Annotated in this window: 17 protein-coding genes; 9 read left to right on the top strand and 8 right to left on the bottom strand. The window is 69.8% G+C overall.

Annotated elements, in window-relative coordinates:
* Positions 1 to 22: 22 nt before the first annotated feature.
* The 3 genes from ACH34Q_RS26835 to ACH34Q_RS26825 all read left to right on the top strand — a co-directional run bounded on the left by ACH34Q_RS26835 (position 23) and on the right by ACH34Q_RS26825 (position 2,259).
* On the top strand, positions 23 to 580 hold the full coding sequence (locus ACH34Q_RS26835; protein WP_395985830.1) for a TetR/AcrR family transcriptional regulator: 558 nt from the start codon (positions 23 to 25) through the stop codon (positions 578 to 580).
* Between the two features lie 555 nt (positions 581 to 1,135).
* A complete protein-coding gene (locus ACH34Q_RS26830; protein WP_395985829.1) occupies positions 1,136 to 1,753 on the top strand; it encodes a hypothetical protein in 618 nt (205 codons plus the stop codon).
* A 194-nt stretch (positions 1,754 to 1,947) separates the two neighbouring features.
* Positions 1,948 to 2,259, top strand: coding sequence for a hypothetical protein (locus ACH34Q_RS26825; protein WP_395985828.1), 312 nt, complete (start codon positions 1,948 to 1,950; stop codon positions 2,257 to 2,259).
* 264 nt (positions 2,260 to 2,523) lie between these two features.
* On the opposite strand, the gene ACH34Q_RS26820 is transcribed toward ACH34Q_RS26825, so the two are convergent.
* Together ACH34Q_RS26820 and ACH34Q_RS26815 are read right to left on the bottom strand one after the other, a co-directional pair.
* Positions 2,524 to 3,084, bottom strand: coding sequence for a hypothetical protein (locus tag ACH34Q_RS26820; protein ID WP_395985827.1), 561 nt, complete (start codon positions 3,082 to 3,084; stop codon positions 2,524 to 2,526).
* Positions 3,081 to 3,503, bottom strand: coding sequence for an ATP-binding protein (locus tag ACH34Q_RS26815; protein WP_395985826.1), 423 nt, complete (start codon positions 3,501 to 3,503; stop codon positions 3,081 to 3,083). Before ACH34Q_RS26815 ends, ACH34Q_RS26820 begins: the two co-directional genes overlap by 4 nt.
* A gap of 379 nt (positions 3,504 to 3,882) precedes the next feature.
* On the opposite strand from ACH34Q_RS26815, the gene ACH34Q_RS26810 reads away from it, so the two are divergent.
* The 4 genes from ACH34Q_RS26810 (at position 3,883) to ACH34Q_RS26795 (ending at position 6,074) form a co-directional block, all read left to right on the top strand.
* Positions 3,883 to 4,764: a helix-turn-helix transcriptional regulator gene (locus ACH34Q_RS26810; RefSeq protein ID WP_395985825.1), complete on the top strand. Its 882-nt coding sequence runs from the start codon at positions 3,883 to 3,885 to the stop codon at positions 4,762 to 4,764.
* On the top strand, positions 4,761 to 4,949 hold the full coding sequence (locus ACH34Q_RS26805) for a DUF397 domain-containing protein (protein WP_395985824.1): 189 nt from the start codon (positions 4,761 to 4,763) through the stop codon (positions 4,947 to 4,949). The genes ACH34Q_RS26810 and ACH34Q_RS26805 overlap by 4 nt, the downstream gene beginning before the upstream one ends.
* Positions 4,950 to 5,103: 154 nt before the next feature.
* The gene (locus ACH34Q_RS26800) at positions 5,104 to 5,664 is read left to right on the top strand and encodes a hypothetical protein (protein WP_395985823.1); all 561 of its coding nucleotides are present in this window, start codon (positions 5,104 to 5,106) and stop codon (positions 5,662 to 5,664) included.
* Between the two features lie 146 nt (positions 5,665 to 5,810).
* Positions 5,811 to 6,074, top strand: coding sequence for a chorismate mutase (locus ACH34Q_RS26795; protein WP_395985822.1), 264 nt, complete (start codon positions 5,811 to 5,813; stop codon positions 6,072 to 6,074).
* 76 nt (positions 6,075 to 6,150) lie between these two features.
* Here ACH34Q_RS26795 and ACH34Q_RS26790 read toward each other — a convergent pair whose 3' ends face one another.
* Positions 6,151 to 6,567, bottom strand: coding sequence for a winged helix-turn-helix transcriptional regulator (locus ACH34Q_RS26790; protein WP_395985821.1), 417 nt, complete (start codon positions 6,565 to 6,567; stop codon positions 6,151 to 6,153).
* An 88-nt stretch (positions 6,568 to 6,655) separates the two neighbouring features.
* Here ACH34Q_RS26790 and ACH34Q_RS26785 point away from each other — a divergent pair, with 88 nt between their 5' ends.
* Positions 6,656 to 7,303, top strand: a complete 648-nt coding sequence (locus ACH34Q_RS26785) for an NAD(P)-dependent oxidoreductase (RefSeq protein ID WP_395985820.1) — start codon at positions 6,656 to 6,658, stop codon at positions 7,301 to 7,303.
* Between the two features lie 119 nt (positions 7,304 to 7,422).
* Here ACH34Q_RS26785 and ACH34Q_RS26780 read toward each other — a convergent pair whose 3' ends face one another.
* Positions 7,423 to 8,766: a sensor histidine kinase gene (locus ACH34Q_RS26780; protein ID WP_395985819.1), complete on the bottom strand. Its 1,344-nt coding sequence runs from the start codon at positions 8,764 to 8,766 to the stop codon at positions 7,423 to 7,425.
* Positions 8,763 to 9,446 carry a response regulator transcription factor gene (locus ACH34Q_RS26775; protein WP_395985818.1) on the bottom strand — a complete coding sequence of 228 codons (684 nt, stop codon included), beginning with the start codon at positions 9,444 to 9,446 and terminating at the stop codon, positions 8,763 to 8,765. Before ACH34Q_RS26775 ends, ACH34Q_RS26780 begins: the two co-directional genes overlap by 4 nt.
* Before the next feature lie 27 nt (positions 9,447 to 9,473).
* Here ACH34Q_RS26775 and ACH34Q_RS26770 point away from each other — a divergent pair, with 27 nt between their 5' ends.
* Positions 9,474 to 10,007, top strand: a complete 534-nt coding sequence (locus ACH34Q_RS26770; protein WP_395985817.1) for a hypothetical protein — start codon at positions 9,474 to 9,476, stop codon at positions 10,005 to 10,007.
* Positions 10,008 to 10,014: 7 nt separating this feature from the next.
* Here the strand turns inward: ACH34Q_RS26770 and ACH34Q_RS26765 are convergent, their stop codons facing one another.
* From ACH34Q_RS26765 to ACH34Q_RS26755, 3 genes are all read right to left on the bottom strand, one after another.
* Positions 10,015 to 10,656, bottom strand: a complete 642-nt coding sequence (locus tag ACH34Q_RS26765) for a PaaI family thioesterase (protein ID WP_395985816.1) — start codon at positions 10,654 to 10,656, stop codon at positions 10,015 to 10,017.
* A gap of 114 nt (positions 10,657 to 10,770) precedes the next feature.
* Positions 10,771 to 11,703: a DUF6891 domain-containing protein gene (locus ACH34Q_RS26760; protein WP_395985815.1), complete on the bottom strand. Its 933-nt coding sequence runs from the start codon at positions 11,701 to 11,703 to the stop codon at positions 10,771 to 10,773.
* Positions 11,704 to 11,802: 99 nt separating this feature from the next.
* Positions 11,803 to 13,875: an ATP-binding protein gene (locus tag ACH34Q_RS26755; protein ID WP_395985814.1), complete on the bottom strand. Its 2,073-nt coding sequence runs from the start codon at positions 13,873 to 13,875 to the stop codon at positions 11,803 to 11,805.
* Positions 13,876 to 13,984 lie beyond the last annotated feature (109 nt).

The raw sequence follows: 13,984 nt of genomic DNA, 5'->3' as shown, positions 1-13,984 counted from the left end.
CCATCTACGAAAGACTGAAGCCGTGACTCGTGACCGGATCCTGCAGGCCACCCTCCGCCTCATCGGCGAGCAGGGCATCGGCGCCGTGACCAACCGCGCCGTGGCCAAGGCCGCCGGCGTCTCACTCGGCTCGCTGACCTACCACTTCCCCAGCCAGTCCGACCTGCTCCGCGAGAGCCTGCAGACCTTCGTCGACACCGAGATCGCCCGCGTCACCGAGCACGTCGCCGGCCTGCGCGACACCGTCCCCGCCCCCGACGAGGCCGCCGACGAGGCCGAGAAGGCCATCATCGCCTTCGCCTACGGCCCCGAGCAGATCGCCAACCTCGAACTCCACCTGCACGCCGCCCGCGACCCCGCCGTCCGCGCGACGTCCGTCCAGTCCGTCGAGGCCTACGACCGCCTCGCCGCGACGATCCTCGCCGCCCTCGGCATCCCCGACGCCGAACGCCACGCCCCCGCCATCGTCGCGATGCTCTACGGCCTGGCCCTCCGCCGCCTCGCCACCGGCGACACCTCCGCCACCGGCACCGCCGAGGCCATCCGCCTCCTCCTGCACGGCGCCCTCCCCCGCGACTGACCCCCGGAAAAGTTTTTGGCCCGCACGGCCCCAGAGCGGGGTTACAAGGCCGTACGAGCCAAAAACCTGTCTCAATCAGGAACCTCAGTCGGAACCTCAGCCGACGTTCGCTCTGCTCTCGCCCTGTGCACCTCCGCCGTGTCTTGGATGTGACACCCCAGACGCTAGGGCGCCCCACCCCCCACCGGAACGCCTTTAAGCCTCACTTAGGGAACCGCTGAGGAGGACTTATTCGCCCTCCGCATGAGACATTCGGCCAGAGCCACCCAAGGAGCCGCTCACCTGCAAAAACACAGGGAGAGGACCAAAAGAGCCGTACGGGGCAGCCGACTCACCTCGAACCAAACCGACCTGCGCCGGCTCCCCGGATCGGCTCCCTGACTCCCCTCTCCCATCAGCAGGGAGGCACCCCATAGCGCTACAAAACATGAAAAACCACATGACCGGCGCCCCTCACCTACAACCAGGCGAACACAGCCATGACCCTCGCCGAACGCGAGGCGACCCACGGCCTGAACGACCCGTTCGCCGTCTCATGGCGCGAAGAGTTGGCCCATGACTGACCGCCTCACCCGAATCACGACCGCGCTCGCCGTAGCCCTCGTCACCTCCGTCAACTCGGACCGCCACGCCCACGGGTTGGTACGGCACGCACGGCGAATCCGGCACCACGGCGGCCGTCCTCTGCCTCAACGCCACCTTGCTGACAAGCACAACATCGGCCGGCGCAAAATCAAGCAGATCATCACCAACCTGCACCAGTCCGAGCCACCAAGCCCCAGCCGTGAGCCCTCTCGGGTCACGGCTGGGGCTTTCGCATACTTGGTTTTCCCTGCAAGCTATGACGCCATGGGCTTCTGGGAGAGGGAAGACGCCGAGCACCGTTCGTGGCTCGATACCAAGATCGAACAGGTTTCTGCATCAACGCTGCCGATCGCCACTCGCTCCTTCGAGGAAGTGGGTCTGGTACGTGGTGAACGATGTGACGACGAGCGTGAGGCGCTGCGTGCTCTGAAGGTGTCGGCCCTGGAGATGGGCGGTGATGCCATACTCGGCGTCGGATTCTGTGGCGTGGCCTCGACCGCCAACGCGTTTACCCAGGAAGGAGTGAAAGGCGAGGTCTTCGCTTACGGAACAGCGGTCCGCTGGGTCAACAGCGACAGAACTCACTAATCTCGCGCTTTGACCAGCCCAACCGTCCCGACGGTCCAGCAGGGCGACCACGACGATGTCAAAGAGATCATTGGATTCTCGGCATCACCTGGAAAGTTTGCCCTGCTCACACGGACAAGATCACCCACTCGGTTGCCGACTGCGCCACCCCTCGAAGCCGGGACAGCCCGACGAACTCCTGGAAAGATCACCGCATGACCGAGTTCGATCTGACCCTCTTCACAGCCGCCATCCAGGACCGCGGTTCGAACTGGGAGCCCGACGGCACCCGATGGCAGCTCACCACCGGCCCCATACGCGACAAATCCGCCGCATGGGTCACCTGCGAAAACACCCACACCGCTGCCCAGCTCATGGTCTGGACCAGCGGTGAAGCCGAACTCGACATCGCCGACCTCATTACCGGATCCAGCACCAGCACCCATTTCGAGTTCGCCGGCCCGCAAGACCTCTACGCCTGCCTCGACCACCTCACCGAACGCCTCAACACCCCGAACCCCCCTTGACGAATCCCATTGGGACACCCAGCGCGTGACGGCCCAGTAATCGTTCCGGTACGGCGGATCAGAAAGATCTCGCCCTTGTCGTTGGTGACCACGCCTTTGACGGATGGGACGCGGCTGTTGGCCTCCCCCTGTCTTGAGCGGTTCGGCGCCTTCCCAGACGCGTTCAAAGCTTTCGCGATACATGGTGGAGGTGCGCCGGTGCGGCGACCTCTGGGCTTTGGCGTGCGTCCACTTCATCCTGTGAGCCGCCCGGCGTGACCGCCGCTATAGCTCGCCGCGCAGGTAGGAGCGGTAGTGGTCGATCAGCTGCTCGCTGGGCAGGTCGGGCCAGCGGGTCAGCGCGCCGGTACGGCGGTCGACCACCAGCAGGTAGCGCTCCCCGCCGGGAACGGACGAGGACGGCCGGGCGATGAAGCACTCCTCCGACTCCTCGATGCTGAGTGCCCCCGCGCCCGGTCCGAAGCCGATGTCGGCCCGCCGCCACGCCTCGGCCCGATCCACGGCCACCGGTCGGATCGCGTACGCCGCGAACGCCTCGGACAGGTGCCGCAGCGTCCGGCACTGCCGCGTCCCGCAGGCGCGGCAGACCTCCTGGTCGTACGGGTCGTTCCCGGGCCGGTGCACGGCCAGCACGGCCGTGATCGCCGTCCCGCCCGCCAGCGCCAGCCGCCGCGCGTTCCGGACGAACTCCCGGCTGTAGGGATCGACGTCCAGCACCGCAGCGCCCGCCTCCAGCGCGGCGGGATCGGCGCGCATCGCCGCCGTCATCATCGCGTGCAGGTACCGCTGAACCTGGGCGTAGGTTTCGCCGACCGAGTACGTCACGCCACCCACTCCCCAGCGAACGCGACGGTGACCTTGCGACCGGACTCATCGCCGTACCAGCCCCACCGGGCAGCGGTACGGGACACGGTGAGCAGCCCGCGCCCGCACTCGTCCAGCTCACCGGCATCGGCGACGACCGGCTCGCACGGCCCGCCCTGATCGGCGACTCCCAGGACCACGCCACCGCAGCCGCGCAGAACTTCGACGGTGAACGAGCCGCCGTCCTGGCCGGACTTGGTGTGCCGCAGCGCGTTCACCACCAGCTCGCCCACCGCGAGCAGCACATCATCGAGAAAGGGACAGCCGGCCAGCAGGCAGGCCACGAATCCGCGCGCCACACGCGCCTGCTCCGTACGGCCGGGAAAGGACCGCCGCCAGTACAGCGGCACCGCGGACTCCGCCACGGGAAGTAGAGCCATGGACATCGGACACCTCGCGTCGATGATCACCTTGCGGAGCACTCGGGGAAGCACTCCCTCACCAGCACATCGTCACAAAATGTGGCCGCCTGATCACGAAGAACTCGCTACTTAACCCCCTGACCAAGCGATTGGCATCTTGACACCCTGCACACCAGAACCTCCGCACATCGCACGGTCGTGGCAGCCGCGCTTTGAACGTCCTCTGTCCTCATGTGCAAATTCCGAATGTTCGGATCTTTGGATCCTCCTGACAACCTGCGGAGGCAGCGATATCATGAGCGATTTTCCTGCTCGCCCACTTGTTCGAGTTGGCTATATCGTGGTTAGCTCAAACACATAGAGTGATCGGCTCATTACGGGAGCTGAAGGAGAGGGAATGCCGAGTCCCTACGTCCGCCGCCGGCGGCTCGCCATCGAACTTCGCAAGATCCGGGAGAACCGTGGCCTGACCATCGAAGAGCTGGCCAAGCTCGTCTTCCAGTCGCGAACCAAGATCACTCGCCTGGAGTTGGGCCAGGTGCGCCCGGATCTGGCCGAGATCGTCAAGATCCTTCACACCCTTGGAGTCGAGGGCCGCCAATACGACAAAATGTTCCAACTTGCCCTGGATGCAGCAGAGAAGGGCTGGTGGGATCGCTACAGCATGGCAATAGGGCCAAGGCAGAAGCTCTACGCCGACATCGAGTCGGGCGCCGACAGCATTCGCAGCTTCGACCAGACCGCGATGCCCGCCGTCCTGCAAAGCCCCGAATTTGTCGAGGCCTTAGTCGATCTCGATCGGTCTCGGGGAGCACTCGACTACCGCCCTGACCGAATGGCCGATGCCCGTGCACGGCGACAGAAGTGCCTGCTTCGACCGAACGGCCCCTCGTACGAGACCGTACTGGACGAGTGCATCATCGGCCGACTGGCCGTTCCCACCGCAGCGATGGCCGCCCAGCTCCGTCACCTGGTCTCGGTCGTCACGAACGAGGACCGGATCGTTGTCCGGCTACTCCGGCACAACTCGAAGATCCCCGGCGGCTTCCTGCCCCGAGCATCGTTCTACCTCTTCACCTTCCCGGATCAAGCCGACCCACCGATGGCCGTGCTCGACACGGTCACGACCGACCTCGTCATGACCGAGCGACGCGAGGTGGAGGAGTACACCGAACTGTTCGACCGTCTCCGTAATGCCGCGCTCTCCCCCGAAGACAGCCTCGCCTTCCTCGACCGGGTAGCCGCCGACCTCACGGAGGAGGCAGTATCAGGAGCATGACGACGTACGACATGGGCTGGCGCAAGTCACGTCACAGTGAGCCGAACGGCGCATGCATTGAAGTAGCCCGCGCTGCCGATGGCACCGTGGCGATCCGCGACTCCAAGGACTCCGGCCCCCTCCTGGAACTGGATCCACAGGAGTGGCGCGCCCTCCTTCAACGTATCCGCGTAGGGCGGTCGTAACGACGCCCGACCGCTGCAGAAGCATGAAGGAGTCCTGCCGCCTTAGCGCCGGATCAAGGGTCACGGGTCACGGGTCACGGGTCAGGCGAGCGAAGAAGTCTGCCTGCGGGCTCGTACCGAGTGGGTTCTGTCGGCGGGCCTCCTCTGGATGGGAGTGGCCCTGTCCAGTGTCTCACTGGCATGGCTGATGATCGCTTACGGCTGGAACTCCTCGCAGACCATCCACCTCTGGACGGGCGGCGCCTATTTCATACTCTTCGGCAGGCTGGTCGGCGCGCTGGTCTCCTCCAACAGTTACGTCGCCGATGTCCTGTGGGTGAGTACGTTCCGTTTCCATCTCGCGACGTGGGCCTGCACGGCACTGGCCGTAATTGCGAGCTTGTTCCTGGCCACCAGGCGGCGTCCGCCAGCGAACAGCCGAGACTGGCAGCGACGGACCGCATGGTGCTGCAAGGTGGCCGTCTGCTATATGGCGGTTTCCTTTACCATTCTTGATCTGGTCGGTTCTACCGCCAAAACAGTGTGGACCACCCCGTCGCCCTTCATGACCTACCTCTATGGAGCACTGGTCCTTGCCCCGGCCTTGCTCATGATGCCGTTCACCATTCTGGCGATCCCCAACGATTCGATGGACGAGTCCGCCCCTTCGCCGGAAATACACGGGGTCGATACCTCGGAGGCCGCACCAGAGGGCCGCGACAGGGCGTCTGTGTGACCGATGCCCGGGGCGCCCTCGTGGGCCGAGTCCCTGGTTCGTGTGCAGGGGCGGGGCAGCGGCTCGTCTGTCGCTGCTCTGGAGCCAGGTCAGGGCCGGGCGGGTGAGATGATCATGGAATGAACGAACCGGGTTCTCTTCCAGAGGTGCGCGCTCGTATCGACGCCATCGACGCCGACCTGATCCGGCTGCTGAGCGACCGGCAGCGGCTGGTACGGGCGGCGGCGGCGTTCAAGGCGGACGAGCAGGCGGTCCGCGCGCCCGACCGGGTGGAACGGGTGGTCGCGATGGCTCGCGATCGGGCGGCGGAGGCCGGGCTCTCCCCCGAGGTCGCCGAAGCGGTATGGCGCGCGATGATCGGCGCCTTCATCGAGCTGGAGCTGACGGAGCACGCCAAGCAGGCGGAATGAACAGCGCCGAGAATGCGCCAGCGATGCTCGCGTGGACATGTGCCGAGATGTAACTGTCAGCGGCCGTATCGCTGCGTTACTTGTCGCTATCCGTGGAATCAGGAGGAGGTCGATTCGCGCGGTCGTAGGCTTCCTGCGACGCTGACACGTCGCTGAGGTACGCGATCGACCACTCCTCCAGCGCGCGCAGTGGCTCGCGCAGGGTGCGGCCCGCCTCGGTGAGCGCGTACTCGACCCGGACCGGAACCTCGGGGTGGACGGTGCGGCTCACGAGCCCGTCCCGTTCGAGCGCGCGGAGAGTCTGGGTGAGCATCTTCTGCGAGACGCCTTCAACGCGTCGGCGCAACTCTGAGAAGCGGACGCTGCCGTCCCAGAGGGCGCCCACGATGAGCACCGTCCAACGGTCGCCGATGCGATCCAGGATGCGGCGGGTCGGGCAGTCCGCGCGGTAGGGGCTGCCGTGAAGCACCGACTCGGCCGGGGTGGTTACCACAAGGTGCCTTCTTCCCATTAGAGAGCTGCTCTCATACGGTAACCGTTGCGCGTCGTCCGACGCCATCCGTCCCGGAGAAGGGCACCCCGTGTCTCGCATTACCGTCATCGGCGGCACCGGCTATGCAGGTTCCGCCATCGTCGCGGAGGCCGCTGCTCGCGGTCACCAGGTCACCGCGCTGAGCCGCTCGCTCCCCGACGTGCCGATCCCTGACGTGACCTATGTCCAAGGCGACGCCTCCGACGAAGCAACGCTCTTGGGACCCATTGAGGACGCGGACGTCGTCGTGGGCGCACTCGCCCCACGCGGCCCGCTGGCCGGCACCTTCCGCGACGTCTACAGCGCCATCGCGCGTCTGGCCGATGCCGCGGGCGTACCCCTGTTCGTCGTCGGCGGCTACTCGTCGCTGCGTCCCGCGCCCGGGGCGGATCGCTTCGTCACCGACCTCAGCCACATCCCCGCGGAGCTCCACGACGAGATCCGGGCCGGGGCGGCGCTCATCATCGAGGACCTCCCGGCCACGCCCGCGACACTCGACTGGGTCTTCGTGAGCCCGGCGCTCAGGTTCGGAGCACATATGCCCGGCGAACGGCTCGGCCGTTACCGGCTCGGCGACGGCATCGCGGTCCAGCCCGAGGACGGCGGCGCGATCTCCGCCCCGGACTACGCCCTCGGGTTCATCGACGTGATCGAGAAGGGCGACCACCACAGGGCACAGGTCAACCTCTGCCACTGAGTGAACGACTCCGGATCTGTCCCTGGGAGCAGCCTCAGCCAACGCGCGAGCGCGTTGGCTGGCCGCGTGGGGGATGCCGGAGGCGAGCCGGCGGGAGCCGGGTCTTTGAAAACACGGCTTTAGAGACGCGAATGGCGGCGGCGGACGAGGCGGCGGGAGCGGCGGGCCGGGGGGAGCCACTTGGTGCGGAACCACATCTGGATCTGCGCGCCGCCCAGGACGGAACGGTGGATGCGCAGGTGGCCGCCGGTGGCCTCGGCGGCGCGGCGGGCGATGTCCAGGCCGAGGCCGGTGGAGCCGCCGCTGCTGCGGCCGCGCTGGAGAGCGGTGTTGGGGTCGGCGATGCCGGGGCCCGCGTCGGCGACCAGGATGCCCGTCAGGCCCTTGCCGACGTGCAGGGTGACGGCGAAGTCGGTGCCCTCGGTGGTGTGCCGGAAGACGTTGCCGAGCAGGGCGTCCACGGCGGCGGCGAGTTCGGTGGCGGGGACGGGGAGGGAGGCCGCGCCGTCGGCGCCGATCAGCTCGCAGGAGCGGCCCTCGTCCTCGGCCAGGACCGACCAGAACGCGATGCGTTCGCGCAGGACCTTGGCGGCGTCGCAGTTGCCGCGGGCGGTGGGCTTGCGGACGGTACGGATGATCTGGTCGATCTCGTGCTCCAGCCGGTCGACGGCGTCGCGGGTCTGGTCGGCGACCGGGCCGCCGCCGAGCGCCTCGGCGTTGAGCCGGAGCGCGGCCAGCGGCGTGCGGAGGCGGTGCGAGAGGTCGGCGGCCATCTCGCGTTCGGCGGCCAGCAGCTGGACGACGTGGTCGGCCATCGCGTTGAACGCCAGGCCGGCCTCGATGAGCTCGGGCGGTCCGTCGGGTTCGATCCGGACGCCGAGGTCGCCGTCGCCGAACGAGCCGGCGGCCTCGGCCAGCCGGCGGGTGGAACGGATCATGCGGGCGCCGAGCCGGTCGGCGACCGCGACGGAGCCGGCGACCAGGGCGGCGGCGACGGCGGTCATCACGAGCCAGGCGTTCCAGACGCCGCGGGACAGGTCGGCGTCGGGAATGTAGACCTCGACGACGGCGGTACGTCCCGCGTCGAGCGAGACGGGCTGCAGCAGGGCGTGCCCGCCACTGACCCGGGCCGTGTACGAGCGGCCGCGCCGGGCGGCCTCGGTGATCTGGTCGAGCCGGGCCCGGTTGCCGTCGCCGGTCGCCTGCGGGACGACGGTGTTGTCGGGCATGTGCACGGCCATCCGGTGGGCGGCGCCGGCCTGGGAGCTGGCCACGGCCCGTTCCAGCGCGGCGGGGTCCTCGGTGACGACCAGCACGGGGCCGAGCGCGCTGGCCTGGCGCTCGGCGGTGGTGAGCGCGCGGTCGCGGGCGATCTCCCGTACGGTCAGCGCGAGCGGGATGAGGAACGCCAGCGCGACCATCGACGTGACGGCCAGCGACACCAGGACGAGCGTGCGCCTCATGGCTTGCGGGGGTCGGCCAGCCGTACTCCGACACCGCGCACGGTGTGCAGGTAGCGCGGGTCGGCCGCCGTCTCGCCGAGCTTGCGGCGCAGCCAGGACAGATGCACGTCGATCGTCTGGTCGTCGCCGTACGCCTGCCGCCAGACCTCGGCGAGCAGTTCGCGCCGGGCCACCACGCGGCCGGGCCGGGCGGCGAGGTAGGCTAGCAGGTCGAACTCGCGCCGGGTGAGCTCCAGCGACGCGCCGTCCAGCGCCGCCTCGCGCCGGTCCAGGTCGATGTGCAGGCCGCCGACGCGCAGCTCGGCGGCGGGACCGGAACGGGACGCCCGGCGGAGCACGGCGGCCAGCCGCGCGTTCAGATGCTCGGCCGAGAACGGTTTGATGAGGTAGTCGTCGGCGCCCGCGTTCAGCAGCCGCACGATCTCGGGTTCGTCCTCCCGCGCGGTCGCGATGATGACCGGGACGTCGGAGATGCCGCGCAGCATCTTCAGCACCTCGGCACCGTCGAGATCGGGCAGCCCGAGGTCGAGAATGACCACGTCGGGGGGTGCCTGGGTCACTTCACGTAACGCGTCCATCGCCGTACCGACGCTGCGGACCACATGCGACCGCGCGCTCAGCTCCCGGATGAGGGCCGTCCGGACGTTCGCGTCGTCCTCCACCACGAGCACACTCGCCATGCCCGAACCGTATGCCACCATGTGCCCATGCGTCGCGCAATGTCGTACGTTGCGCCCTGGGCGATGGTCACGGCGCTGGCCGTGGCGCTGTCGTGGCTGGGCGTACGCGATGTCGTGCGGGGCGCGATCTCCGACCGCTCGTCGCCTCCGCCCGTCTCGGGACCGGTCATCCATGCCAGCCCCACGCCGCCGGCTAGCGTCGGTACGGCGGCGGCCCGGCCGAGCCCGCGGGAGCAGGAGACGGCGTCCGGTACCGCCGCGCCGTCTCCGCGTCCCTCCAAGCGGCCGGAGCGGGACGGCGACCGTGGCGCGGACCGGGAGCGGCCCGGCAACGTGCGCAGCTACTCGACGCGCGGCGGGCGGGCGGCGCTGGCGATCTCCGACCGGCGGGTCCAGCTGGTGTCGGCGACGCCCAACGCGGGGTACGAGACGCGCGTGACGAAGGCCGAGGGCTGGCTGCGGGTCGACTTCATCGACGACCACCGGACCTCATCGGTGATCGCCAGCTTCTACCAGCACGCGCCGACCGTCGAGATCTACGAGTACGGCAACAGGTCGTGACCGGCGCTCAGAAGCGCGGCAGTACGAACATCGCGGTGGCCTCGACGGTGGGGCGGCCCTCGGGGTCGAGGATCCGGCCGTCGGCCCAGGACTTGCGGCCGTCGGCGCGGGTCGCCTTCGCCTCGGCGGTGAGCGGGACGCCGTACGGGGTGGGGCGCCGGTAGCGCAGGTCGAGGGTCGCGGTCATGCCGGGCGTGCCGTTGGCCGAGGCGGCCATGCCGAGCAGCTGGTCGAGGACGAGCGCGGAGACGCCGCCGTGCACGAACGTCGGCGGGCCCTCGTAGACCGCGCTGAGCGTGAACACGGTACGGACGGTGCCGTCCGGCAGGACCTCGACGTCGATCGGCGGTGCGATCGGGTTGAGCCGGCCGCTGACCGGGTTGGCCAGCTGGCGGTCCATGCCGTTGGTGCCGGCCTCGCCGAACGGCGGGAACGGGCGGCGCGCGGCGGACAGCCGCGCGGTGAGGGCCGCGATCTCGGCGGACACGGCGGCGAGCTCGCCGTCGTCGACGTCGGTGTGCACGACGGCCTCGGTCAGCTCGCGTACCCGGTCGGCCAGTCCGGCCAGCGCCGCGACCTGCGTCGCCCCCGGCATCTGCTTCTCGCGTTCCAGATGGACACGCGCAATCGCCGCTGCGGCGCCGCTCATACTCGCTCCTTAGCCTCCACCACCGAACGGAATTCTAGATCGGTGGGTGCGATGGAACGGTCGACGGGCCTGTGCTCATTGTCACGTCCCTGCTCATGGCGTCTCTGCCCAGGCTCACGTCCAGGGAACGGTCTCCAGGTCGCCGAGGCCGGTCAGCACGACCCGGTCGTCGTCGGCGAGGGCCCTGATCACCTCCGCGGCCTCGTCCAGCGTGACGTGCCGCCCGTACGAGCACTCCGCGTCGAGGTCGGGCGTCTCCAGCCAGAACCGCGGGCCCTCGTCCCACATGCCCTGCACCACCCCGCCGGAACGGCCCTGGCAGGTGATGAAGTTGTCGCCCGCGGGCACCAGCTCGTACAGCAGGCCGCGGCACTCCTCGAACGACATCGGGACGGGGTCGTCCTCGCGCCGGTCGCGGGTGTAGTCGCAGTAGGTCACCGACAGGGGCGGCTCCGCGGCCGCCGTGGCGGCGTCCGGGGACCGTCCGAGGTGGGCGTAGCGGCGGCGGCGCCAGGTGAGCGGGAGATGGATGCGGGTGGTCACCTCGCCGTCCCACTCGACGGCCAGGCCGCGCTCCCGCAGGGCCCGTACGGCGCGCTCGCCGATCTCGGCGGGATCGGCCTCCTCGGTGAACGTCCCGTACGACAGGAACAGGCCCTCGCCGCGCGCGGCGGCGTCGACGTCCTGGCGGTGGCAGAAGACGTAGCCGCGGATCGAGGCGTCGCCGGGCACCTCGCCGGCGATCCCGCTCGTCCCGCAGCTCTGGCAGCAGGTGAAGTCGGCGCGCGCGACGATCCCGGCCAGATCGAGATCGCGGAACGCGGCCAGCAGCCGCTCGGCGTCGAGCAGCTCCCCGTTCCAGCCGCGCTGCTCGCGGCGGTACGCGGCGAACTCCGCCCGGGCCAGCTCGGCGACCGTCTCCTGATCGGCCTTGCCGTCCAGGCTCTCGAACGCGTCGGCCACGATGGTCTCGAAGTCGTCCTCGCCCCGGGCCAGCGCGACCCGGACGCGTTCCCTGAGCAGGCTGTGCAGCGATCCGTCCACCATGCCCGCAGTATGGCAACCGGCACCGTCACCGGCACGCGTTTGATCAAGGACGGTCGACCGGGCACGCGGCTACCAGGCGGCCGACCGGGCACGGGCCGTTCAGGGTGCCGGTGGCTCGCCGTGGGCCAGCCGGACGGTCTCGTCCAGGGTGAGGGCCATCCCGCGCATGTGGTGCTCGGCGAACCGCCGCGGGCCGAGGGCCTGGCGGGTACGGTCCTCCAGCTCGCGGTGCACGCTCTCCAGCTCGGGGGCGCCGAGCCTCGGGACGCCGACCTTCTCGGGGTAGCGGGAGGCCGCGCCGAGCAGGACCGCGCCCTCGGCGTACCGCCGCCGGCGCGCGAAGAGCCAGCCCAGCATCTCGAAGCAGTTGGCGAGGCCGGCCGGGTCCTCCAGGCGCCGGAACATCGCCAGGCAGGCGCGCAGCTCGGCGGCGCAGTGCTCGCCGTCGTCCATGAACCAGTAGGCCAGCGCCTTGACGTAGCCGGCCCAGGAACGGATCCAGCCCTCGGTGGGGGCGTCCTTGAGCAGCAGCAGCGCCTCGTCGCACTCGGCCAGCGCCTGGGCGGGGCCACCGGAACGGGCCTTGTGGAAGCCGCGCAGCACCCGCAGCATGACCAGGTCGGAGCGCATGTCGCGGCCGGCCATGATCTCCAGGGCCTCGTCGAGGCAGCGGTCGGCGCGGTCGACGTCGCCCATGAACGTGGCGGCGGTCCCGAGGGTGCGCTGCGCCCGCGCGTACGCGGCGGTGTCCCCGGCCCGTTCGGCGATCTTCAGTGCCTCGCCGATCAGCGCCAGCGACTGGGGCGACTCGCCCTGGTTGGTCTGCAGGTAGGCGCTCTGCCAGAGCGCCTCGCACCGCTCCGGACCCGGCTCGGTGACCAGTTCGAGGCCGCGGTCGAGCCAGTAGCGGCCCTCGGTGAACCGGGACCGGCACAGCCAGGTCTTCCACAGCACCGACGCCAGCGCGAGCCCGGCCCGCTCCTGGCCGGGCATGGCGTAGCAGAACTCCAGCGCGGCCCGGAGGTTGTCGCGCTCGGCGTCCATCCGGCGGACCCAGATCAGCTGGTCGTCGGTCATCCAGGCCGCGGCCGCCCTGCCCGCCAGCCGCGCGATGCAGTCACGGTGCCGGACCAGCAGCGGGCCGAGGTCCTCGACCGCCTCCAGCCAGACCGCGCCGTACTCGCGGAGCGTGTCGAGCATGTCGTAGCGGGTGTCCGAGACCCGGTGCACGATCGACTTGTCGACCAGCGCGGCCAGGCAGGCGGTCACGCTCGTCCGGTCGAGCCGGCCGTCGCCGCACACCTCGACCGCCATCGCCAGGTCGAACCCGCCGACGAACACCGTCAACCGGGCCCACAGCAGGCGTTCGAGCGGGGCGCACAGCTCGTGGCTCCAGCCGACCGTGGTGCGCAGCGTCTGGTGCCTGACGTCCTCGGTGGCGGTGCTCTCCAGCGTCCAGAACAGGCCGTCCACCCGCCGGACGAGCCGTTCCAGCGGCAGCGACCGCAGCTGCGCCGCCGCCAGCTCGATCGCCAGCGGGATGCCGTCCAGCCGCCGGCACAGCAGCACCACCTCGGGGAGCACGGCGTCGCTGAGCACGAACCCGGGCACCGCCTCGGCCGCCCGCTGCGCGAACAGCTCGACGGCGTCGGAGTACTGCGTGTCCGGCGCGCCCGAGACCGGCGGCACCCCCAGCGGCGGTACGTCCAGGACGAGCTCGCGGGCCAGCCCGAGCGGCTGCCGGCCGGTGATCAGCACGCGCAGCCCCGGGCAGCCGGCCAGCAGCGTCCGGACGAGCGCGCCGCAGGCGGGGACCAGATGCTCGCAGGTGTCCAGGATCAGCAGGAAGCCCCGGTCCCGCAGCGACCGGATGATCAGGCCGACGGGCGAGCTCGCCGTGCTGTCGCGCAGCCCCATCGTCTCGGCGATGGTGTCGGCGAGCAGCAGGTCGTCGCGGACGCCCGACAGCTCCACCAGGCAGATCCCGCCGGGGAAGCGCTCGGCGGTCTCGTGCGCGGCGCGCAGCGCGATCCGGCTCTTGCCCACTCCGCCCGGCCCGGTCAGCGTGACCAGCCGGGATCGCGCGAGCGCGTCGCGAACGGCGCGCAGCTCGCGTTCCCGGCCCACGAACCCGGTGGTCTCCGGGGGAACGTCGTTCAGGGGCCCGCCCACCCTCGTTCGCCCTTCCTGCCGACTGTGCCCTTCAGTATGCGCCCGCCCACCGACGGTTCCCAGAGAATTCCACGATCCCGGACGAGACCGGATCCGGCACGGGCGAAGG

The organism is Actinomadura sp. 9N407, assembly GCF_044326315.1.
Lineage (GTDB): Bacteria > Actinomycetota > Actinomycetes > Streptosporangiales > Streptosporangiaceae > Spirillospora.
This window is presented reverse-complemented; position numbering and strand designations above follow the sequence as displayed.